This window comes from Streptomyces sp. NPDC107471 (assembly GCF_055582845.1).
Genome location: NZ_JBVJPC010000008.1, coordinates 421,144 through 442,093, shown reverse-complemented (window position 1 = coordinate 442,093; position 20,950 = coordinate 421,144). Strand labels below are relative to the sequence as shown.

Genomic DNA, 20,950 nt, shown 5'->3' with positions numbered 1-20,950 from the left:
CCGGCAGTCGGTTGGATGGCGTCGGTCAACGTCAGGTTGTCGGCGAGGGGATGCGGGAGTGGGCGCGAGAGGGTCGCTGGGGCGGCGGTTCGGGTGGCTGTGGGCGGCCTACGCGGTCAGCGCGTTCGGTACCTCGCTGTCGTTCGGCGCCTTCCCGACGGTCGCCGTCCTGGTGCTGCACGCCGGCCCCGCCGCGGTGTCGGCGCTGGCGGCCGCGGGGCTCGCGGTCGGGGCCGCGGTGGCGGTGCCGCTCGGGCCCTGGGTGGAGTTCCGCCGCAAGAGACCGGTGATGGTGGCGATGGACCTGGTCCGGTTCGCCGCCCTGCTGAGTGTCCCCGCGGCCTACGCGCTCGGTGCGCTGAGCTTCGTCCAGCTCCTGCTCGTGTCGGTGGTCGTCGCGGCGGCGGACATCACCTTCACCGCCGCCTCCGGGGCCTTCCTCAAGTCCCTCGTCGGTCCGGACGACCTGCTGGTCGCGAACGGGCGGTTCGAGGCCACGAACTGGACCACGATCGTGATCGGGCCTCCCCTCGGCGGGGCCGCCATCGGGCTGTTCGGGCCCGTGACGACCCTGCTGGCCGACGCGGTGAGCTATCTGCTGTCGGCGCTGGGGATCCGCGCGATCGGCGGCGGCGAACCGCGGCCGGTGCCCACCGGGGCGGGCAGGGGGTCCCTCCTGGAGGGCTGGCGCCACATCCTGGCCAGTCCCGCCCTGCGGCCCCTGTTCTTCAACACGGTCCTGGTGAACGCCCTGATCATGGTGCCGGTGCCGCTGCTGACCGTCCTCATGCTCGGCCCGCTCGGCTTCGCGCCCTGGCAGTACGCACTCGCCTTCTCGGTGCCCTGTCTCGGCGGCCTGCTCGGCTCACGGATCGCCCGCCCCCTGGTCAGCCGGTACGGACAGCACCGCGTCCTGGTCACCTCGGGCGTCCTGCGCGCGTGCTGGCCCCTCGGCCTGGCCTTCGTCGGGCCCGGTACGGCCGGGCTGCTGCTCGTGATGGCCGTGGAGCTCGGGGTGATCACCTCCTGCGCCGTCTTCAACCCGGTGTTCTCCACCCACCGGCTGCGGCTGACCCCGACGGACCGGGTGGTCCGCACTCTCTCCGCCTGGTCGGTGACCGGCAAACTGACCACCGCGGCCCTGACCGCCCTGTGGGGCCTCCTGGCCACCCTCACCGGAACCCGCGAGGCCATCGCCCTCGCCGGCCTCCTGCTGCTGGCCACCCCGCTCCTGCTGCCCCGCAGGCCCGCCGCCGTGCCCGAGGCGAGCCAGGACGCCCTGCCCTCCTCCGCCGGATCCCCCTGACGCCGGGCGCCCGGACCGTCGTACTCCCAGGAACCGGTGCGGGCACGGGCGGCCCGCCGGACCCGAGTCCGTCCGCACCCGCGGATCCGGACCGTACGTCGCTCAAGACGCGGGCGTCTGCACGCGGGCGATCAGCAGTGCCACGTCGTCGGAGTTGTCCGGCTGGTGCAGGGTGCGCAGCAGCAGGTCGCAGACCTCCTCCAGCGGACCGTCCGGGGTGTCGAGCAGGTCGAGCAGCGCGTCCAGGCGCTCGTCCAGCGGATGCTGGCGGGTCTCGACGAGGCCGTCCGTGTACAGGACGAGCCGGTCACCGGGAGCGAGGTCGACGGTGGTCGTGGAGAAGGCGACGCCGCCCACGCCCAGCGGCGCCCCCGTGGGGAGCTCCAGCAGCTCCGGCGGGCGGCCGGGGCGCAGGCGTACCGGGGGCAGGTGCCCGGCGTTGGCGATCCGGCACTGCCCGAGCCGCGGGTCGTGCACGGCGTACACGCACGTGGCGATGGAGTGGTCCAGGTCCTCGGTGATGCGGTCGAGGTGTTCGAGCAGCCGGGCCGGGTCCAGGTCGAGGGAGGCCAGGGTGTTGGTCGCGGTGCGCAGCCGGCCCATCGTGGCGGCGGCCGTGATGCCGCTGCCCATCACGTCGCCCACGACCAGCGCGGTCTTGCCCTCGTCCAGCGGGATCACGTCGAACCAGTCGCCGCCGACCTCGGCGGTGGCGCCCGCGGGCTGGTAGCGGGAGGCCACCTCCAGGCCGCCGGTCACGGAGGGGTGGCTGGGCAGCAGGCTGCGCTGGAGGGTGAGCGCGGTGTTGCGGGCGTCCTGGTACCAGCGGGCGTTGTCGATCTGCACCGCCGCGCGGGCCGCCAGCTCCCGCGCCAGCAGCAGGTCGTCCTCCCCGAACGGCTCCGGATTGTGGACGCGCTTGAGGTCGAGGGCGCCCAGTACCTCGCCGCGGGCGATCAGCGGCACGGCCAGGTAGGAGTGCACGCCGGCCCTGGCCAGCAGCGCGGCCGCCTCCGGTGAGCGCGCGATGCGGGTGAGGTCCTCCGGTCCGACCCGGGCCACCAGGACCGGGCTGCCGGTGCGCACGCACTCGGTGACCAGGCGCTCGGGGGCGTACCGGGCGACCTTCCCGGGCGGATCGGCCGCGCCCAGGGCGTCGGGGGCGCCGGACGCCTCGACGGCCAGGGGGCGCATCACCGCGGGTTCGGTGGGCCGCAGGGTGCTCGGTCTGCCCTGGGCCACCGCCTCCAGCAGGTCCACGGCCGCCACGTCCGCGAGTTCCGGCACGGCCACGTCGGCCAGCTCACGGGCGGTGCGGTCCAGGTCGAGGGTGGTGCCGATGCGGGTGGAGGCGTCGGCGACGAGCGCCAGGCGGCGCCGGGCCGTCTCGGCCTCCACGGTCGCCAGATGCTGCTCGGTGACGTCCAGGACCGAGCCCGCCACCCCGAGGACGGTCCCGAGCGCGTCCTCCAGCCGGTACAGCGAGACCGACCAGGCGTGGTCCGAGTCGGGGTCCGCGGGCGTACGCCCGACCGTGTGCTGGTCGACCAGCGGGGTGCCGGTGCGCAGCACCTCCCGGGCGGCGGCCTCGAAGGCGGCCACGTCGAGGTCGGGGAGCACCTCGCCGATCTTGCGCCCGACGTGGTCCGCGGCCGGCACGCCGTTCAGCAGTTCCAGGGCCGGGTTCACCGAGACGTACCGCAGCTCGGTGTCCAGCACGGCCAGCCCGATCGGGGACTGGGAGACCATCCGGGTCGACAGCGCCACGTCCCGCTCCAGGCGGCGCACGGTCGACTGGTCGGCGCACAGCCCGAGCGCGTAGACGTCGCCGCGGTCGTCCAGCAGCCGCATGTTGCGGAACTCCACCAGCCGGGTGCCGCCGTCCTTGCGCCGGACGGGGAACGCGCCGGCCCAGCTCTGCCCGGTCTCCATGACGTCGGCGAACAGTTTGACGACCAGGTCGGCGTGCTGCTCGTGGATCATCAGGTGGGCCGCGTACTGGCCCAGCGCCTCCTGGGCGCTGTATCCGAACAGCTCCTCGGCCTGCGGGCTCCACAGCACGATGCGGCCCTCGGCGTCCAGCACCACCGAGGCCATGCCCAGCTCGTCGAGCAGTCCGCTCGGCCGTACGGCCCCGTGCGGGGGCTCTTTGCCCTCGGACGCGGTTATTCCGGCTGCACCCATTGCACGAACCGCCTTAGACCGTCCTCGCGGCACGCCGTACCCCCGTGCCGACTCCCCTTGTTCTACCGCGTTCAACCGTCTCCGTGACCACGCGGTCGTGTTCTTCCACCATCCCTCAACACGCGGGGGCGCGTCCGGTGAAGTGCGCCGGGGTGACGAAGGCCGCTTGTTCATTCGATTGGCCTGTACATGACCGCCGTAGGGGCGCCAGACTGTGCGCCGACCCAGCTCACCCACGCTCCAGGAGCCTCAGGAGTTCTGCATGCCCCTGCGCGCCAGACAGCGTTGTCACGCGGTCCTCGCCGCCCTCGTCACCCTCACCGCGACGGCCCTCCTGGCCGCCGCACCGCCGGCCTCCGCCGCGGACACCTGGACCGAGGTCGGCAGCGACCGCGCCGATCCGCTCACCGAGAGCCAGGGCCTCACCTCGGTCGAGGTCCCGGCCGGATCCGCCAACCGGTACACCGGCATCGGCACCATCCCGTTCGGCCTCGCCACCCGCGGCTGGAACCACGTGGGCGACCCCGACGCCTCCTACGACGGCCACTACATCGAGCCCTACCAGGCCGACTCGGGCACCGCGAAGATGTACCGCGTGCAGGCGCCGAACGGGACCTGGTCCGAGTACGTCCACACGCTCAGCCCCGGCGAGGCGCTCAACAACTCGTGGGTCGCGATCTCGCCCGACGGACAGTGGATGCTGTCCGGCGAGTGGGGCACCATGACCCGCTTCCTGGTCTTCCCCACGCCCGGGGTCAACGCGAGCACCTCGCCCTCGGCGAACCTCCCGCAGGCCGCCACCGTCACCCTCGACCACGCGGTCCGGGACGTGCAGGGCTGCGACTTCCTGAGCGCCACGCAACTGCTGTGCTCCTCCGACGATCCGGCCGGCACGCTCTTCGGCTACACCAAGCCGCTCCTCCAGATCGACCTGAGCGCCGCCCCGACCGGCTCGGGGAACGTCTCCGGGCATGTCACGGCACTGCGCCAACTGCCGCTCAGGAGCTCCTGCTCGGGCACGTTCGAGGCGGAGGGCATCGACTACGACCGCCGTACCGGAACCCTGCGCGTGATCGTCGTCTCGCCCGGCTTCTGCGTCCTGACGGACAGCAAGACGTACCGCTTCACCAGGAGTTGAGCCCCTGACGGGCCGGTGCCGGCCCCCGCGAAATGGGGGTCGGCACCGATGGCGGGAGCCGGAACCCGGATGCGACGGTGGTACAAACACCCACCACAGCAAGGGAGATGCGCATCCGTTTCCGTGAGACACCGCCCGTACGACCTTCCGCGCCCCCGGGGGAGGTGACCCGTGGGACACGCTGACACCCTGCTCGCCATGGGCGGCGCCTTCCTGGCGGCCGCGTTCCTCGCCCGGCTCGGCGGCCGCATCGGACTGCCGACCATCCCGCTGTTCATGCTCGCCGGCATCCTGCTCGGCCCGCACACCCCCGGCCTGGTCCTGGTCGAGGACGCTCACGACTTCGAGATGCTCTCCGCGCTCGGCCTGGTGCTGCTGCTGTTCTACCTGGGCCTGGAGTTCCACGTCGACGACCTGCGCACCGGCGGCAGGCGGCTGCTCGCGGCGGGCGGGATCTACCTCGTGGCGAACGTCGGCGCCGGCCTCGGCTTCGGGTTCGCGCTGGGCTGGGGGACCCGGGAGGCGCTGGTGCTGGCCGGGGTCCTCGGCATCTCCTCGTCCGCGATCGTCACCAAGATCCTCATCGACCTGGGGCGGATCGGCCGCCCCGAGACCCGGCTGATCCTCGGCGTGATCGTGGTCGAGGACATCTTCCTCGCGCTCTACCTCGCCGCGCTCCAGCCCGTCATCGGCGGCGCCCGGGGCCCGGTGGAGGTGCTCCTCCAGGCCGGCAAGGCGTTCGGGTTCCTGCTGGTCCTGGCCGCCACCGCCCGGTACGGCACCCGCTGGATCGGCCGGCTCGTCCACGTCCGCGACAGCGAACTGCTGGTCATCAGCTTCCTCGGTGCCGCGGTCCTGGTCGCCGGAGTCTCCGAGGTGCTCGGCGTCGCCGACGCCATCGGCGCCTTCATGGTCGGGCTGATCCTGGCCGGCACACCCTCCGGGCCCCGCATCCGCCGGCTGGTGCACCCGCTGCGCGACGCCTTCGCCGCCATCTTCTTCTTCGCCTTCGGACTGTCCATCGACCCGGGAGTCGTCACGTCCGTCGCCGGACCCGTCGCCGCAGCGGCGGCCGTGACCGTCGTGATGAACGTCGTGGCCGGTCTGCTCGTCGCCCGGCTCTACGGCTACGGTGCCGGGCCCGCCGCCGACATCGCCACGACCCTCGTGGCGCGCGGCGAATTCGCCCTGATCCTCGGGGCGATGGCGGCAAGTGCGGGGCTCGACGCACGTCTGGCGCCGTTCATCGCCGGGTATGTCCTTGTCCTGGCCGTTCTCGGTCCCGTGGCCGCGGGGCGGGCCCATCTGCTGGCCCGGGCCCTGGGGTCCCGTCGTCGTGCCCGGACACCCGGGGACGGCACCCCACCACAGCCGGTCTCCGTCGCGGTGGGTGCGGACGTCGAACGGTAGCGGACGTTCGCCGTGCGAAGGAGGAGCCATGCACCGGCCCGACGACGAGCACCTGGTCCATCTCGCGGCCAGGCTGGAGCGTGACGACCCACGGTTCGCCCGCGCGCTGGGGTCGGGCCGACCCGCCCGGCCCCGCGAGTACCGGCGCGGCGGTGCCTGGGGGACCCTCGCGGTCGCCCTGGGCCTCCTGGCCGCGGGCATGGCACTGCCGGTGGGCATCCTCGTGGCCGCGGGCCTGGTTCTCGCCGGTATCGCCGTCCCGTTGTTCGATCCGCACCGGGACCGGCCGCCGCGCTGACCCCGCCGCGGTAGTGCTCCGGGAACCGGGGTGCTTTTCTGGGGGTGTGGCGCGGTTCGCGGGGAACCCGACGGTACCGATCAACGCCATGAGAGGAGCGACCACGATGGATCGTGAGCGAGCGCACGACGAGTCCGTCTCGCTGGAGATCAGCGGATGCAGCGCGGAGGACGCCCGGATCGTCTTCGACACGCTGAACACGTGCTTCGATTCGGACCGGGAGGCCGACGAGGTGCCGCAGCAACTGCACGAGACGCGGCCGATGGTGTGGCTGGGGACGTTCGAGGTGACCGAGGCGCGGTCCTGCCCGCCGCCCGCGCGGTTGTCGTCCTCCGTGGAGGCCGACGCGCAGGGCGGGTACTGGGCCATCGAGAGGCTCCGGGAGACATTGGACTCGATGTTCACGGTGCGGGACCTCGCGTCCGCGTCGGGCGACCAGGAGCGGGAACTGCACGTGCGGCTGGAGAGCCGTTGACCGTCCGTGGGGCCGTCACGGCTGGTCGCGAACCTGCGGCCGGAGTGCCGTTGACCGCCCGCGGGGTCGTCACGGCTGGTCGCGAACCTGCGGCTGGAGAGCCGTTGACCGTGCGCGGGGCCGCCACGGCCGGTCGCGGACCTGCGGCTGTTGTGCCAGTCACCGCCCGCGGGGCCGCCGCCCCGGCCGGTCGCGCGGCCGTCGGGGCGCGACCGGCCGCCCGGTGATCAGCCCTGCCGCACCGGCACCACCACCATCTCGGCGACGTTGACGTTCGGCGGGGCCGCCACCGCGAAGGCGACGGTCTCCGCGACGTCCGCCGCGGTCAGGGGCGTCAGATCGGAGCGCATGCGGGACAGGGACTCCCGGGCCCCGGTGTCCCGCATGTCCGCGCCCAGCTCGGTGGTGGTGACCCCGGGCTCGATGTTCTTCACCCGCACTCCGCGCGGACCGAGCTCCGCGCGCAGGTTGCGGGCGAGGTGGGCGACGGCCGCCTTGGTGGCGCAGTAGACCGACCAGTCGGGGAAGAGGAGATGGCCGCCCACGGAGCCGACGTGGACGAGGTCCGCCGGGCCGCCGCGGGAGGCCGCCGCGAGGAGGTCGTCGGTGAAGGCACGGGACGTGTGCAGCAGGCCGCGCAGATTGACGTCGATCATGCGGTCCCACTCGTCGGTGCCGGCCCGCTCGAAGGGGGCGCCCAGCATGACGCCGGCGTTGGCCACGACCAGGTCGACGGTGCCGAGCGTCCCGCTGACGTCGGCGGCGGCCCGCGTGACCGCCTCGGCGTCGGTCAGGTCCACGGGGACGGGCAGGACCCGTCCGTCGGCCGTACGGCCCAGCTCGTCGGCCAGCGCCTTCAGCCGGTCCTCGCGGCGGCCCAGCAGGGCGACGCTCGCCCCGCCGGCGGCGAGGCGGCGTGCCGTGGCCGCGCCGATCCCGCTGGAGGCGCCGGTGACGACCGCGACGCGGTGGGTGAGGTTCCACGTGTCTGTCATGCCGTCCACGGTGGGGCCGGTCCGCGCAGGTGCCCAGGCCGTGCCACCCCGAGGAGAGCGGATCGTAGGAGTACCGCGGCCACCTTGAGAGCTGCCGCGGGACGGCGGCCGGACCTAGGGTCGGCGGTATGGACACCGACAACCGGCTCGGCCTCTTCCTGCGTGCCCGCCGTGCCCTGGTCCGGCCCGAGGACGCCGGGCTGCCGGCCGGGGCCCGGCGCCGGGTGGCGGGCCTGCGCCGCGAGGAGGTCGCGGTGCTGGCAGGGGTCAGCACCGACTACTACGTACGCCTGGAACAGGGCCGCGAGCGCAGTCCCTCGGCGCAGGTCGTCGACGCGCTGGCACGGGTGCTGGGCCTGGAGGACGACGCGGCCGACCACCTGCACCGCCTGGCGCGTCCTGCCGGGAGCCGGTCACGTCCGGGGCCGGAAGCGGTCAGCCCCGCCCTGCTGCGGATGATGGCGGGCTGGCACCGCACCCCGGCGGTGGTCCTCGGCCGCTGTCTGACCGTCCTCGCCCACAACGTCCTGGGCGGTGCCCTGTTCGCGGGCCACGCCCACAGCGCCGATCTGCCGCGGCTGGTCTTCCTCGATCCCGGCGCCCGGGACTTCTACCCGGACTGGGAGTCAGTGGCCGTGAACACCGTGGCCGCGCTGCGGGCCTGCGCGGAGACCGCCCACGACGACCCGGGCATGATCGCCACGGTCGGTGAACTCTCCTTGCACAGCGCGGAGTTCCGCGCGCTCTGGGCCCGGCACGACATCCGCCGCAAGACGCGCGAGCGCAAACGCTTCCGGCATCCGCTGGTCGGCGACCTGACCCTGGACTACGAGTCGCTGACCGTCAACAGCGCCCCCGACCAGCAGTTGGTCGTCTACCAGGCCGAGCCGGGCAGCCCGTCGGAACAGGCGCTCGCCCTGCTGGGCAGCCTCGCCGCGGCCGAGGCCCCCGCCGACCGGACGGCCGGCACCTGAGAGCGCCACGTGGCTCGGATCACCCCGCCCCGGTTGTGCAACTAGTTGCATAAAGGCGTCGCGGTCCTCTACAACAGAGAGGCACGAGACCGCGACGGAGGGGCCCGATGAGCCGATACCCGCACCTGCTGAACCCGCTCGACCTGGGCTTCACCACCCTGCCCAACCGTGTGCTGATGGGCTCCATGCACGTCGGTCTCGAGGAGGCCGAGCGCGGCTTCGAGCGCATGGCCGCCTTCTACGCGGAGCGGGCGCGCGGGGGAGTGGGCCTGATCGTCACCGGCGGCATCGCGCCCAACGACGAGGGGCGGCCCTACGAGGGCGGCGCCAAGCTCACCACCGGCGCGGAGGCCGAGCAGCACCGGGCCATCACCGAGGCCGTGCACCGCGAGGGCGGCCGGATCGCGATGCAGATCCTGCACTTCGGCCGGTACGCCTACCACCGGGACCTGGTCGCCCCGAGCCCCCTCCAGGCGCCGATCAGCCCCTTCCCGCCCCGCGAGCTCACCGACGCCGAGGTCGAGCGGACCGTCGAGGACTACGCCCGCGCCGCCCGCCTCGCCCGGCAGGCCGGCTACGACGGCGTGGAGATCATGGGCTCCGAGGGCTACCTCATCAACGAGTTCATCGCCGCGCAGACCAACCGGCGCACCGACCGCTGGGGCGGCCCGTACGAGAACCGCATGCGGTTCCCCGTCGAGATCGTGCGCCGGGTGCGCGAGGCCGTCGGCGAGGACTTCATCATCGTCTACCGGCTGTCCATGCTGGACCTCGTCCCGGGCGGCTCCACGCTCGACGAGGTGATCACCCTCGCCAAGGCCGTCGAGGCAGCCGGGGCCACCATCATCAACACCGGCATCGGCTGGCACGAGGCCCGCATCCCCACCATCGCCACCTCCGTGCCGCGCGGCGCCTACACCTGGGTGACCAAGCGGCTCATGGGCGAGGTGTCGATCCCGCTCGTGACCACCAACCGCATCAACACCCCCGAACTGGCCGAGGAGTTGCTCGCCGACGGGTACGCCGACATGGTGTCGATGGCCCGCCCGATGCTCGCCGACCCGGAGTTCGTGAACAAGGCCGCCGCCGGGACGCCCGAGGCCATCAACACCTGCATCGGCTGCAACCAGGCCTGCCTCGACCACACCTTCAGCGGGAAGATCACCTCCTGCCTGGTCAACCCGCGCGCCTGCCACGAGACCGAGCTGGTGCTGTCCCCGACCCGGCTGCGCAAACGCGTGGCGGTCGTCGGAGCCGGCCCGGCGGGTCTCGCCTGTGCGGTCTCCGCCGCCGAACGCGGCCACGAGGTCACCCTGTTCGACGCCGCAAGCGAGATCGGCGGCCAGCTCAACGTCGCCCGCCGGGTCCCCGGCAAGCAGGAGTTCGACGAGACCATCCGCTACTTCCGCCACCGGCTCGACGCCCACGGCGTGGACGTACGGCTCGACACCCCTGTCTCCGCAGGCGACTTGGCCGACTACGACGAGGTCGTCGTCGCGACCGGTGTCACCCCGCGCACCCCGGACATCCCGGGCGTCGACCACCCGAGCGTGGTCGGCTACCTGGACGTCCTGCGCGACGGCGCCCCGGTCGGCGACCGGGTCGCGATCCTCGGGGCCGGCGGCATCGGCTTCGACGTGGCCGAGTTCCTCACCGACGGCGGCGACAAGGCGCACGAGGACCCGGCGACGTACTTCCGCCAGTGGGGCGTCGACATGGACTACACGGCACCCGGCGGACTCGCGGCCCCCGAACGCCCCGCCCCGCCCCGCACCGTGCACCTCCTCCAGCGCAAGACCAGCAAGGTCGGCGCCGGGCTCGGCAAGACCACCGGCTGGATCCACCGCACCGAGCTCAAGCACCGGGGCGTCACCATGGTCCCGGGGGTGCGCTACGACCGGATCGACGACGCCGGACTGCATGTCACCGTCGGCGAGGAGAGCACGGTCCTGGAGGTCGACACCATCGTGCTGTGCACCGGCCAGGAACCGCGCCGGGACCTGTACGAGGAGCTCGTCGCCGCGGGCCGCAGCGTGCACCTGATCGGCGGTGCCGACGTGGCCGCCGAGCTGGACGCCAAGCGGGCCGTCAAGCAGGGCACCGAGGTCGCGGCCGCCCTCTGAGGGGCGTCCCTAGGATGACTCCATGTCACTCCCGCACGCGATCCTCACCGCACTGCTCGAAAGGCCGTCCGCGGGGCTGGACCTGACCCGCCGGTTCGACAAGTCGATCGGCTACTTCTGGTCGGCCTCGCACCAGCAGATCTATCGCGAGCTGGGAAAACTGGAGGCCGAGGGCCACATCCGGGCCATCCCGGAGGACCGCCCGACCCGCGGGCAGAAGAAGAGCTACGAGGTCCTGCCCGCGGGCCGCGCCGAACTCGAGCGCTGGACGGCCGCGACGCAGGACCCCAAGCCGCACCGGGACGCCCTGCTGTTGCGCCTGCGCGCGGCGGCCGTCGTCGGCACCGCGGGTCTCGAAGCCGACCTGCGCCGCCATCTCGACCTGCACCGGCGACAGTTGGCGGAGTACGAGGAGATCGAGGAGCGCGACTTCCCGCCCGGCAACGACAGCGCGCAGGCCAGGCTGCAACACCTGGTCCTGCGCGCGGGCATCGAGCTGGAGACCTTCTGGACGCGGTGGCTCACCGAGGCGCTGCGGGAGTTGGCCGAACTCCCGCAACGCTGAGGGCCTTTCGCGAACGGACCGCCGGGAGCGAAGCCGTCAGAGGCGGTACGGCCGGGAGCGGCGGCGCAGGAACCACCCCGCGGCCACCGCGCCGACCGCCACCAGGCCGCCGCCGGCCACCAGGGTCAGCGTGCCGTAGTCCTCGGTGCCGCCGCCCAGACCGCCCATGACACCGCGGGACGGGGAAGCCGTGGCCGTCGCCGAGATGGTGGGCGTGGCGGACCCCGAGACGATGATCGACTGGGTGCCCGCCGTGCTGTTGTTGAAGGCGCACATCACGATGACGGTGTACGTGCCGGGGCTCACGTTCGACCAGGCCGCGGACTGGAGCGAGGTGGTCCCGGACAGGGCCACCTGACGGCCCTGGCTGAAGTTCGCCTGACTGCTGGTCAGGAGCGAGGCCGTGCCCCAGCCGCCGGTGGTGGCGGTGCGGGAGCAGGCCGTGGTCGTGACGGAGACCGTGGATCCGGAGGTGCTCACGGAGATCCCCGACGCCGCGGCGGCCGGCCCGGCGGTCAGGACGAGCGGCAGCGCGGCGACGGCCGCGACGGTCAGGCCGGAGCGGAGAAGTAGCTGTTCAGTGCGCATGGACTGCCCTCCGGCGGCACGGTTGGCGGTACATCCGTGGCGCCGCCGAGGTGGGGGAAGCCCGTGCTGCCTCGGGGACAGCCAATGTGCCCCGGGCCCGGCCCGCACGTGGGGCTGCGCCGGACAGGTGACGGACCGCCCCGTCCGGCGCAGCGTCACGGGGCAGCGGCGGCGCCCGTCGTCACCGACCGCTCCGCCGACAGCCCGCCCCAGGTGCCGTCGGGCAGCCGCGCCCGGATCCGCACCCGGTGCCTCTCGCCTGCCTCGCGCCCCAGGTAGAAGCTGTACGTCGCCTTCTCGCGCGGAGGCGTCCCGCCGAACACGAGCGAGGTGGCCGCCCTGCCGTCGAGGTGGACCTGGTACTCCGTGACGACACCGTCCGTCCGGGGCGGCGTCCAGGACAGGTCGAGGTAGTACGCGCCGTCGGCCGCCCGCCGAGCGGTCGCGCCGAACCGCGTCGGTGCCGTGGCCCGGCCGTCGTCGGCGCCCGGCGTCGTCAGCCGGACGGCGTTCCCCGCCGGCGAGAGGTTGTCGGCCGCGTCCCTGGCCCGCACGGTGAAGGAGTAGCGGGTGCCCGGCAGCAGCCCGGTGACCACGGCCGCCGTCTGCTGACCGCCCACACTGTGGATCTTCGTGCCGGCCTGGAAGATGTCGTACGACGACACGTCCCGGTCATCCCTGGCGGCGGCCCAGCTCAACTGGACGGCCCGGCTGCCCACCGTCCGGCCCCGCAGGCCTCCGGGGCGGGTGGGGGCCGAGCGGTCCGCCGCCGTGGCCGCCGGAGTCGTCGCCCGCACCTCCCGGCTGGGCGGGCCGAGCCGCCCTTCGCTGTCCCGGGCCCGCACGCTGAAGACGTACGAGGTGGCGGGCTTCAGCCGGATGACATCCACCATGTGCAGCGAACCCGGCACGTCCTCGATCTTCGTGGTGCCGCGATACACCTCGTAGCGCTCGATCCCCGTGCCGACGGCGTTCCACATCACGTGCACGGTGGTGGCGCTCCCCGCGGCGGCGGTGACCCCCACGGGGGCGGCGGGCAGCCCGCCGCCTTCGGCGTCGTCCGGTCCGGCCCAGCCGCACGAGGCGACGAGGACCAACGCGGCGCAGAAGGACAGGGGTACGGGCACACCTCGCACGTCTCTGCCCTCCAGGGACACCAGCACGGCAATGGTCCGGACCAATATGACGCCGGTCGCCCGCCCGCAGCAAGAGGGCGGACCGTGCGGGGCGCACTCGGGAGGGTTACGTATGCTGAACACCTGTACGGTCGAACTCCTTGCGAGGGAAACGGAGTTCGTGCCGGTGGCGCGGGCCGCTGTCGTCGCTGTTCCCGCGCCGTACGGGTGGCCGGGGGGCCGGGGTTCGTCGAGGGCGCCGACCCCTGGCCCCTGCCCCGTCCGGACCCTCTGCGGTGGCCGCCCGGCTGAAGCGGCATCAGATTGGGCGCTGAGTGCCCGTCAACGCCCCGAGGAGAGGGTCCTATCGTGCGTGTCCAGTCGCTGACGCTGGCCGCGGCAAGTGCCGCTCTGCTCGCCCCGACGACGTCCCCCGCCGTGGAGTCCGCCGCCGCCCGGACGGAACCGGTGGTGCGGCGCGAGGGGAAGGTCGCGGCCGCCGACCTCCTGGCCAGGGTGCGCGAGTGCGCCCCCGTCTCGCGCGGCCGCTACCGCAGCGACGACGGCACGGCCGCGAACATCCCGGTCTGCGGCACCCGGGACGCCGTCTTCTGGAAGGCCGACATGGACATCGACTGCGACGGCCGGCCCGGCACCCGCTGCAACGGCCGCACCGACCCGCTGTTCTCCGACGCCACCGCCTTCCAGCAGTCCGACGGCCGCTACCTGAGCGCCGAAAGCCTGCCCTACATCGTGGTGCCGGCCCCGAGCCAGATCTGGGACCACCGCGCGCACGGCGTGCGGGGCGGCGCGGTCGCGGCCGTCGTGTACGGGGACCGGGTGCAGTACGCCGTGGTCGGGGACGTGGGGCCGGGCCACATCATCGGCGAGGCGTCCTACGCCACCGCCGAGGCCCTCGGGATCCGGCCCGATCCGCGCGGCGGTGGCACGCCCTCCGGCGTCACCTACATCGTCTTCAGGAACACGCAGGTGAAGCCGATCGAGGACCATGCCGCCGCCGTCGCCACCGGGGAGCGGCTGGCCGCACTGTTCGCCCAGGGCAAGTGACCCCGCCGGCACCGGTCGGGCTGACCGGAGTGCCGGCCGGCCGTCGTGCTGGACGGGGTCACACCTTCCGGTAGCCGTACGCCTCCGCGGCCGCCGCCTCCACCGCCGCGAGGTCGGCCCCGGTAGCCGCCGTGACGACCGCGGCCACCGCTCCTTCCACGAACGGGGCGTCCACCAGCCGGGTGCCCTCGGGGAGTTCGTCGCCCTCCGCCAGCAGCGCCTTGACGGTGAGCACCGCACTGCCGAGGTCCGTCAGGACGGCGACCCCGGCACCCCGGTCCACGGCGGCGGCCGCGCCGGCGATCAGCTCCGCACTCGTACCGAGGCCGCCGCCCTCGGTGCCCCCGGCCGCGGCCACGGGCACCTCCGTGCCACTGCCCGCGAGCCCCTTCGCCAGCTCCGCCACGGACGCGGCGACCTCCGCGCTGTGCGACACCAGCACGATCCCGACCAGCCTCACGTCACTCACCTGCGGCCTCCGCGAGCGCGGCGACCAGCAGGGCGGCCGAGGTCGCGCCCGGGTCCTGGTGCCCGATGCTGCGCTCGCCGAGATAACTCGCCCTGCCCTTGCGCGCCTGCAACGGCGTGGTGGCCAGCGCGCCCTCCTCGGCGGCCGACCGGGCCGCGGCGAAGCTCGTGCCGAGCGCGTCGACGGCCGGCACCAGCGTGTCGATCATGGTCTTGTCGCCCGGGGCGGCCCCGCCCAGCGCCATGACGGCCTCCACCCCCGTCCGCAAGGCCTCGGTGAGCTGTTCGGCACTGACCTCGCCGGCGTCCCCGAGCGCCTTGCCGGTCCGCCGCAGCAGGGTCCCGTACAGGGGCCCCGACGCGCCGCCGACCGTCGAGATGAGGGTGCGGCCGGCGAGGAGGAGGACCGCTCCCGGGCTGCCCGGGGCCTCCTTCTCCAGGGCCGTGGCCACCGCGGTGAACCCGCGCTGGAGGTTGCTGCCGTGGTCGGCGTCCCCGATGGGGGAGTCGAGGGCGGTGAGGCGCTCCGCCTCACGGTCGACGGAGGCGGCGGTCGCCGTCATCCAACGGCGGAAGAAGTCGGCGTCGAGCACTGGGTCTCCTCGCGTGGTCGGTACGTCGATCGCTTGCTCAGACTCCCCAGCGCAGCCCCGGTGTCCGCACCGGCGCGTCCCACAGGCGCAGCAGCTCCTCGTCCACCTGGCACAGGGTGACGGAGGCGCCGGCCATGTCGAGGGAGGTGACGTAGTTGCCGACCAGGGTGCGGGCGACGGCGACCCCGCGGTCGGCGAGCACCCGCTGCACCTCGGCGTTGAAGCCGTACAGCTCCAGGAGCGGGGTGGCGCCCATGCCGTTGACCAGGACGAGCACCGGGTTGCGCGGGCTCATGTCGTCCAGGATCGCGTGCACCGAGAAGTCGGCGATCTCCCGCGCGGTCATCATCGCGCGCCGCTCCCGGCCGGGCTCGCCGTGGATGCCGACGCCCAGCTCCAGCTCGCCGGGCGGCAGGTCGAAGGTCGGGCTGCCCTTGGCGGGCGTACTGCACGCGCTCAGGGCGACGCCGAAACTCCGCGAGTTCTCGTTGACCTGCCGGGCGATAGCCTCCACCCGCTCCAGCGGCTGCCCCTCCTCGGCGGCGGCGCCCGCGATCTTCTCCACGAACAGCGTGGCGCCGGTGCCCCGCCGGCCGGCCGTGTAGAGGCTGTCGGTCACCGCCACGTCATCGTTGACCAGGACCTTCGCGACCTGGATGCCCTCGTCCTCGGCGAGTTCGGCCGCCATGTCGAAGTTGAGGACGTCACCCGTGTAGTTCTTCACGATGAACAGCACACCCGCCCCGCTGTCCACGGCGGCCGCCGCCCGCACCATCTGGTCGGGCACCGGGGACGTGAACACCTCGCCCGGGCAGGCTGCGGAGAGCATGCCGGGTCCCACGAACCCGCCGTGCAGCGGCTCGTGCCCGGAGCCGCCGCCGGAGACGAGGGCGACCTTCCCGGCGACGGGGGCGTCCCGCCGTACGATCACCCGGTTCTCCACGTCCACGGTCAACTCCGGATGGGCGGCCGCCATGCCGCGCAGGGCGTCCGCGACCACGGTTTCCGGAACGTTGATCAGCATCTTCATGGGTACCTCCGGGTGCGACAACGGATGGACTCGTGGTCTGCGTTCTAACAGTTCACAACGAGTGTGACCAGTAGGCGATCTTGACGCCCCGCGGCGGACGGGAGCGCACTGCCGCTGTCGGAAGTATCGACCTTGTGCCGGTGAAGGTCACGTGCACGGAACCGCCCGGGCGCGGCCCGGCGCCCGCCGCCGGTGGGGGAGCCGTGATGCATTTGCTCCCGCTCGGTCAGGAAGCGGGCCGCCGGCGCACGCCCGGGCTGCCGCCCGACCTTCCGTCAGCCCCGCAAGGGATTGGCGCGGGCCGTGGCCAGGAGGTACCAGGCGGTGGCGCCGGTGTGCCGGTAGGGGTAGTAGCCGAACCCGAAACCGGTGTCCAGGGGGCTGCTCGCCGAGACGACCCCGGAGCGTGCCGGGAGGGCCGTGCCGCCGACGGTCTGGGCGCCGCCGAGGTGGTCCTGGGCACGTTCGATCGAGCCGAGCAGACGGCGGGCGCGCCTCTCGTCGCCGGCGTGTCCGCGGTGGCGGAACGCGAGCGCGAGGTGCGCGGTGCCCTCGAACCAGACGCCGTTGCGGTCGGGCCGGGGCTGGCCGTCGGCGATGGGGGCGCTCTCGTTCGCCAGCAGGCTCGCGGAGCTGAAGGTGACGCCCTCGTAGGACTGACCGGCGGGAACCGTGCTGTTGGGCCGGTCGGCCGTGTCCAGGACGGCCAGCTCGGCCGCGGCCCAGTCGAGGGAACGGGAGTGGGCGGGGGAGTCGAGGGCGAGGCGGGTCCAGGTCTGGGTGTCCTCCGGGATCGGGGACCTGTTGATCGTCACGCCGTCGTTGGTGCCGGTGTAGAAGAAGCCCCCCGACGGCTCCCACATCCTCTCGACGAAGGCCCGGGCACGCGCACGGCGCTCCCGCCAGACCTTGTCCCCGGTCAGCCGGGCGAGCCGACCGAACAGACCGACCAGGTCCGTGTTGTGCTCGGTGGAGGTGAAGGGCAGCCTGTTGTCGGCCCCGTCGACCCCGAACTTGTAGCCGCCCAGCGGCTCGTCGGTCCGCCCCACCCGCTCGATCCACTCGCCGATCCGCACCGCGCCGGTGCGGAAGCGCCGCTCCCCGGTCCGCTCCGCGAGCGCGCCGAGCGCGATGCCGGCCCACGCCATGTCGCCCACGGCGGTGCCCGTGAAGCCGAACTGCGTGCCCACGTTGGCCGTGCCGTCCGCCTTGACGAACCCGTCCGGCTGCGGGGAGCCGTCGTAGAAGGTGTACGGCCCGACGTTGTAGGCCTGCCGCAGCCGGCCGTCGTCGTACGCCGGGTCGTGGGCCTGGGCGTACAGCAGCGCGTCTCCCAGGGCCACGGCCCGCGACCGGCCCCCCGGGGAGGCGAGGTGGGCCAGGATCGCGAGGGCGTTGTCGTAGGTGAACGCCGTGCTGAACAGGCCGGCCTGGTCCGTGTAGCTCTGGGTGAGCCGGATCGTCCCGTGGTCCGGGTAGGCGTCCATGGCGGCGGCCAGGAAAGCCCGCGCACGACGGGGGGCGGAGGTCGCGGACGCGCCCTGAGTCGCCGCGTGGGCGGTCCCGGTGCCGGTCGCGGCGAGGGCCACGACTCCGAGACCGGTCCCGATGAGGGTGCGGCGACTGAGGGGCGGGCGGGGGCTGCCGGTCATGGGTCTCCTCGGGAAGTACGGAGTTCTTGAGAGCGCTCTCAAAAGGCGGGGTCATTCTGCTGTCGTGTGCGGGGCGGGTCAACGTCTGGGAGAAGAAGAGCAGTTGAGTGGGAGGGGCGGTGGGGGGCGCGAGCGAGGGGATCGGCTCGTCTCCCCGTGCGATCCGGTGGCAACCGGGCTCCCGGGTCGTCCTATGCGGGGGTCGGCGGGATCAGCCGGCCGTGGGCGATGAGGGACGCGGCCTGCTTGAGGCGGCGGACACGGACGCTGACGCTGTAGGCGTCGATCCCGGGGACGGCCGCCACCCGGGTCGTGAGGTACCGGTAGAAGTCCTCGGCGTCACGGCAGTTGGCGACCACCATGATGTTGTGGTCCCCGCTCATGGCACCGGCGAAGGCCACCTCGTCATGCCCGGCCAACTCCTCGCCGACCCGGTGGAGATGGGCCGGCGCCAGCCGCAACCACAGGGTGGCGTTGAGGCGGTGGCCCAGCCGCTCGGGGAGCAGGTCGACGTCGTAGGTGAGGGCGCCCGAGGACTCCAGGGCGTCGAGCCGCCGGGCGACGCGCGCCTTGGACCAGCCCGTGAGCTCGGCGAGCCGGGTGTGGGTGGTACGCCCGTCCTCGGCGAGGGCGTCGAGCAGCGGGCTGTCCTCGGCGGTGGGCGGCTGCACGGGGCCGGTGGGCGCGGGCGGCCGGTCCGCGGTGAGCCGGGTCACCTGGTCGGCGCTGAGCCGGCCGCCGTATCCGGACCACTCGGAGGTGCCCGGCGTGCCGAACGGGTGGATCAGCAGGTCGATGCTGACGTCCAGCACCGAGGCTGCCTTGGGGAGTTGGCGGAGCAGGATGTCGTCGCGGGGGGCGTCGACCGGTGCGTGGATCATGCAGACGATCTCCGAGCCGCCGGAGGCGAGACCGACGTAGGCGATGTCGGGCCGGCGGGTGAGGGCGTCCGCCAGTGGGGCGACCCGGTCGGGGCGGCAGCGGATACGGGTGATCCAGCGGGCCAGGCCGTGCACCTCCGGGTTGATCAGACCCACCACCCGCAGCACCCCCTCGCGGCGCAGGGCCTGGTAGCGGCGGGCGGCGGTCTGCTCCGACACCCCGGCCACCTCGCCGATCAGGCGGAAGGAGGCGCGGGGACGGTACTGGAGCGCGCGGAGGATTTTTCCGTCGATCTCGTCGAACATGAGAGAAGTGTGACAGCAGGGCGCTCTCGGATGGATGTATGTGTGCACTTCCGGGCGTGACGTTGGGGATCGGACTCGCCGTCGCCGATGCTGGGGCGCTCGAGAAACCCTGAACGACCGCGGCGCGCGTCGCCGTAGAGGAGAGTTCCCCGTGAATGTCACGACCCGGGCGAGTGGGCCGGCCGACCGGCGGGCGGCCACGCTCGTCATGGCCTGTCTCGGCGTCTTCGTCGCCTATCTGCCGGTCACCACGGTCGCCGTGAGCCTGCCGGCCGTCCAGTCGGCGCTGGGCGCGACGACCGCCCAACTGTCCTGGGTCCAGGACGCGTTCGTCCTGCCCATGGCCGCGTTCATCCTGACCGCCGGTGTCGTCGGCGACGTCCACGGGCGCAAGAGGGTGTTCCAGGCCGGGCTGCTGTCCTCCGCGGCCGGGGCCGCCGTCGCGCTCACCGCGCAGTCGGTGCAGGTGCTGTGGATCGGACAGGCCCTCTCCGGACTCGGCGCGGCCACGCTGCTGCCCACCACGCTCGCGCTGATCAGCCACGCGGTGCCCGACCACCGGGAGCGCGGGAAGTTCATCGGCCTGTGGGCCACCTCGCTCATGGCGGCGCTGGCCGTCGGCCCGCTGGTCGCCGGGGTGATCCTCGACCACTTCGCCTGGCGCTGGATCTACCTCCTGTCGATCCCCGTCCCGCTGCTCGCCACCGTGTTCGCGGCCCGGCTGCTGACCGACTCGCGCGCGCCCTACGAGCGGCGGCTGGACTGGCCGGGCCAGATCACCGCCACGGTGGCGGTCACCGCCCTGGTGTACGGCGTCATCGAGGGCGGGGCGGACTCCTTCACCGCTCCCAAGGTGCTGACGGCTCTCGCGGTGGCCGTGGTCGGCGGTGCCGCCTTCGTGGTCGCCGAGCGGCGCAGCGACAGTCCGATGCTCGACCTCGCGCTGTTCCGCAGCCCGGCCTTCACCGCGACCACGCTCGTCGCGATGATCACCTTCCTCGGGTTGATCGGCTTCTTCTTCCTGCTCAGCCTCTACTTCGGGATGGTGCAGCAGCTCGACACCCTCCAGGCGGGCTGGCGGATGCTGGTGGTGACCGCCTGCGCCATCCTGGTCGGCGGGCCCGTCGGACGCCTCATGCACCGGGTCTCCGCGCGGGTGCTGATCACGGGCGGTCTGCTGGTCGTGTCCGCCTCGCTGTTCCTGCTGGTCGGCGTGGACGCGGACACCTCCTTCGGCGGTCTGGCCTGGCGGCTGGCGCCGCTGGGACTGGGGCTGGGGGCCGTCATGACCCCGATGACCGCGACGGCGGTGGCCTCCGTGCCGCACCACCTGGCGGGGATGGCCGCGGCGGGCAACAACGCCTTCCGCCAGCTCGGCGGGGCGCTCGGGCCGGCCGTCCTCGGCGCGCTGCTCACCACCCGGGCGCTGGACAGCCTCCCCGGCCACCTCGCCGACGCCGGGCTGACCGGGGCGGCGCAGGACCGGATCGTCACGACCGCGGACCAGGGGGGACTGGGCGCGGTGGCCGGCCTCGACCTCGGGCCGGACACCGGCCGCGCCCTGGGTGCCCTCTCGGACGCCTTCCTGGACGGACTGCGGCTGTGCCTGACGGTCGCGGGTTCCCTCACCCTGCTGGCCGCGATAGTGGCTCTCGTCCTGCTGCGCCGCCCCAACGGCACGCGAACGGGCGGCACGCAGGTCGCGGCGTCCGGGGGAGAGGGGTCCATCGAGGTGGTCTCGGCGGTGGCGGGGAGTGAGGGGGGCGGGGCCTGACGGTCGT

The 20,950-nt window shown here is 73.4% G+C and carries 19 protein-coding genes; 10 read left to right on the top strand and 9 right to left on the bottom strand.

Translation table 11 applies throughout. The annotated features are described in order from the left end of the window. Positions 1-58: 58 nt before the first annotated feature. Positions 59-1,306 (top strand): MFS transporter, encoded by a 1,248-nt coding sequence (locus tag ACZ66S_RS27825; protein ID WP_469904268.1) that lies wholly within the window; start codon positions 59-61, stop codon positions 1,304-1,306. A gap of 102 nt (positions 1,307-1,408) precedes the next feature. Here the strand turns inward: ACZ66S_RS27825 and ACZ66S_RS27820 are convergent, their stop codons facing one another. Further along, complete coding sequence (locus tag ACZ66S_RS27820) at positions 1,409-3,490, bottom strand: SpoIIE family protein phosphatase (protein ID WP_469904267.1); 2,082 nt, start codon at positions 3,488-3,490, stop codon at positions 1,409-1,411. 262 nt (positions 3,491-3,752) lie between these two features. Here ACZ66S_RS27820 and ACZ66S_RS27815 point away from each other — a divergent pair, with 262 nt between their 5' ends. From ACZ66S_RS27815 to ACZ66S_RS27800, 4 genes are all read left to right on the top strand, one after another. Further along, entirely contained in the window at positions 3,753-4,628 is an 876-nt protein-coding gene (locus tag ACZ66S_RS27815) for a hypothetical protein (protein ID WP_469904266.1), read from the top strand. 171 nt (positions 4,629-4,799) lie between these two features. After that, positions 4,800-6,038, top strand: a complete 1,239-nt coding sequence (locus tag ACZ66S_RS27810) for a cation:proton antiporter (protein ID WP_469904265.1) — start codon at positions 4,800-4,802, stop codon at positions 6,036-6,038. Between the two features lie 28 nt (positions 6,039-6,066). Continuing rightward, a complete protein-coding gene (locus tag ACZ66S_RS27805; RefSeq protein WP_469904264.1) occupies positions 6,067-6,336 on the top strand; it encodes a DUF3040 domain-containing protein in 270 nt (89 codons plus the stop codon). 106 nt (positions 6,337-6,442) lie between these two features. Then, the gene (locus ACZ66S_RS27800) at positions 6,443-6,811 is read left to right on the top strand and encodes a hypothetical protein (protein ID WP_469904263.1); all 369 of its coding nucleotides are present in this window, start codon (positions 6,443-6,445) and stop codon (positions 6,809-6,811) included. 227 nt (positions 6,812-7,038) lie between these two features. On the opposite strand, the gene ACZ66S_RS27795 is transcribed toward ACZ66S_RS27800, so the two are convergent. Then, a complete protein-coding gene (locus ACZ66S_RS27795) occupies positions 7,039-7,806 on the bottom strand; it encodes an SDR family oxidoreductase (RefSeq protein ID WP_469904262.1) in 768 nt (255 codons plus the stop codon). 128 nt (positions 7,807-7,934) lie between these two features. Here ACZ66S_RS27795 and ACZ66S_RS27790 point away from each other — a divergent pair, with 128 nt between their 5' ends. The 3 genes from ACZ66S_RS27790 (at position 7,935) to ACZ66S_RS27780 (ending at position 11,468) form a co-directional block, all read left to right on the top strand. Further along, positions 7,935-8,780 carry a helix-turn-helix transcriptional regulator gene (locus ACZ66S_RS27790; protein ID WP_469904261.1) on the top strand — a complete coding sequence of 282 codons (846 nt, stop codon included), beginning with the start codon at positions 7,935-7,937 and terminating at the stop codon, positions 8,778-8,780. A gap of 107 nt (positions 8,781-8,887) precedes the next feature. Next, positions 8,888-10,903 carry an FAD-dependent oxidoreductase gene (locus ACZ66S_RS27785; protein ID WP_469904260.1) on the top strand — a complete coding sequence of 672 codons (2,016 nt, stop codon included), beginning with the start codon at positions 8,888-8,890 and terminating at the stop codon, positions 10,901-10,903. Between the two features lie 22 nt (positions 10,904-10,925). After that, positions 10,926-11,468 carry a PadR family transcriptional regulator gene (locus ACZ66S_RS27780; protein WP_469904259.1) on the top strand — a complete coding sequence of 181 codons (543 nt, stop codon included), beginning with the start codon at positions 10,926-10,928 and terminating at the stop codon, positions 11,466-11,468. A 36-nt stretch (positions 11,469-11,504) separates the two neighbouring features. Here ACZ66S_RS27780 and ACZ66S_RS27775 read toward each other — a convergent pair whose 3' ends face one another. Both ACZ66S_RS27775 and ACZ66S_RS27770 read right to left on the bottom strand, forming a co-directional pair. Beyond that, positions 11,505-12,056 (bottom strand): hypothetical protein, encoded by a 552-nt coding sequence (locus ACZ66S_RS27775; protein WP_469904258.1) that lies wholly within the window; start codon positions 12,054-12,056, stop codon positions 11,505-11,507. Between the two features lie 155 nt (positions 12,057-12,211). Next, positions 12,212-13,192, bottom strand: coding sequence for a fibronectin type III domain-containing protein (locus ACZ66S_RS27770; protein ID WP_469904257.1), 981 nt, complete (start codon positions 13,190-13,192; stop codon positions 12,212-12,214). Positions 13,193-13,540: 348 nt separating this feature from the next. On the opposite strand from ACZ66S_RS27770, the gene ACZ66S_RS27765 reads away from it, so the two are divergent. Further along, positions 13,541-14,239, top strand: a complete 699-nt coding sequence (locus ACZ66S_RS27765) for a glycoside hydrolase family 75 protein (protein WP_469904256.1) — start codon at positions 13,541-13,543, stop codon at positions 14,237-14,239. 58 nt (positions 14,240-14,297) lie between these two features. On the opposite strand, the gene ACZ66S_RS27760 is transcribed toward ACZ66S_RS27765, so the two are convergent. The 5 genes from ACZ66S_RS27760 to ACZ66S_RS27740 form a co-directional block, all read right to left on the bottom strand. Further along, positions 14,298-14,708, bottom strand: coding sequence for a PTS-dependent dihydroxyacetone kinase phosphotransferase subunit DhaM (locus tag ACZ66S_RS27760; protein WP_469904255.1), 411 nt, complete (start codon positions 14,706-14,708; stop codon positions 14,298-14,300). After that, entirely contained in the window at positions 14,701-15,300 is a 600-nt protein-coding gene (gene dhaL / locus ACZ66S_RS27755; protein ID WP_469904254.1) for a dihydroxyacetone kinase subunit DhaL, read from the bottom strand. The genes ACZ66S_RS27760 and dhaL overlap by 8 nt, the downstream gene beginning before the upstream one ends. Positions 15,301-15,337: 37 nt before the next feature. After that, a complete protein-coding gene (gene dhaK / locus ACZ66S_RS27750) occupies positions 15,338-16,330 on the bottom strand; it encodes a dihydroxyacetone kinase subunit DhaK (protein WP_469904253.1) in 993 nt (330 codons plus the stop codon). A 275-nt stretch (positions 16,331-16,605) separates the two neighbouring features. Next, a complete protein-coding gene (locus tag ACZ66S_RS27745) occupies positions 16,606-17,982 on the bottom strand; it encodes a Tat pathway signal sequence domain protein (RefSeq protein ID WP_469904252.1) in 1,377 nt (458 codons plus the stop codon). A gap of 191 nt (positions 17,983-18,173) precedes the next feature. After that, a complete protein-coding gene (locus ACZ66S_RS27740; protein ID WP_469904251.1) occupies positions 18,174-19,169 on the bottom strand; it encodes an Lrp/AsnC family transcriptional regulator in 996 nt (331 codons plus the stop codon). 151 nt (positions 19,170-19,320) lie between these two features. On the opposite strand from ACZ66S_RS27740, the gene ACZ66S_RS27735 reads away from it, so the two are divergent. After that, the gene (locus ACZ66S_RS27735) at positions 19,321-20,943 is read left to right on the top strand and encodes an MFS transporter (RefSeq protein WP_469904250.1); all 1,623 of its coding nucleotides are present in this window, start codon (positions 19,321-19,323) and stop codon (positions 20,941-20,943) included. Positions 20,944-20,950 lie beyond the last annotated feature (7 nt).

Excerpts from the sequence above, each read along its gene's own strand:
- ACZ66S_RS27820 (WP_469904267.1), bottom strand. The coding sequence starts at position 3,490 with ATGGGTGCAGCCGGAATAACCGCGTCCGAGGGCAAAGAGCCCCCGCAC.
- ACZ66S_RS27815 (WP_469904266.1), top strand. The coding sequence starts at position 3,753 with ATGCCCCTGCGCGCCAGACAGCGTTGTCACGCGGTCCTCGCCGCCCTC.
- ACZ66S_RS27805 (WP_469904264.1), top strand. The coding sequence starts at position 6,067 with ATGCACCGGCCCGACGACGAGCACCTGGTCCATCTCGCGGCCAGGCTG.
- ACZ66S_RS27800 (WP_469904263.1), top strand. The coding sequence starts at position 6,443 with ATGGATCGTGAGCGAGCGCACGACGAGTCCGTCTCGCTGGAGATCAGC.
- ACZ66S_RS27795 (WP_469904262.1), bottom strand. The coding sequence starts at position 7,806 with ATGACAGACACGTGGAACCTCACCCACCGCGTCGCGGTCGTCACCGGC.
- ACZ66S_RS27790 (WP_469904261.1), top strand. The coding sequence starts at position 7,935 with ATGGACACCGACAACCGGCTCGGCCTCTTCCTGCGTGCCCGCCGTGCC.
- ACZ66S_RS27785 (WP_469904260.1), top strand. The coding sequence starts at position 8,888 with ATGAGCCGATACCCGCACCTGCTGAACCCGCTCGACCTGGGCTTCACC.
- ACZ66S_RS27780 (WP_469904259.1), top strand. The coding sequence starts at position 10,926 with ATGTCACTCCCGCACGCGATCCTCACCGCACTGCTCGAAAGGCCGTCC.
- ACZ66S_RS27775 (WP_469904258.1), bottom strand. The coding sequence starts at position 12,056 with ATGCGCACTGAACAGCTACTTCTCCGCTCCGGCCTGACCGTCGCGGCC.
- dhaK (WP_469904253.1), bottom strand. The coding sequence starts at position 16,330 with ATGAAGATGCTGATCAACGTTCCGGAAACCGTGGTCGCGGACGCCCTG.
- ACZ66S_RS27745 (WP_469904252.1), bottom strand. The coding sequence starts at position 17,982 with ATGACCGGCAGCCCCCGCCCGCCCCTCAGTCGCCGCACCCTCATCGGG.
- ACZ66S_RS27740 (WP_469904251.1), bottom strand. The coding sequence starts at position 19,169 with ATGTTCGACGAGATCGACGGAAAAATCCTCCGCGCGCTCCAGTACCGT.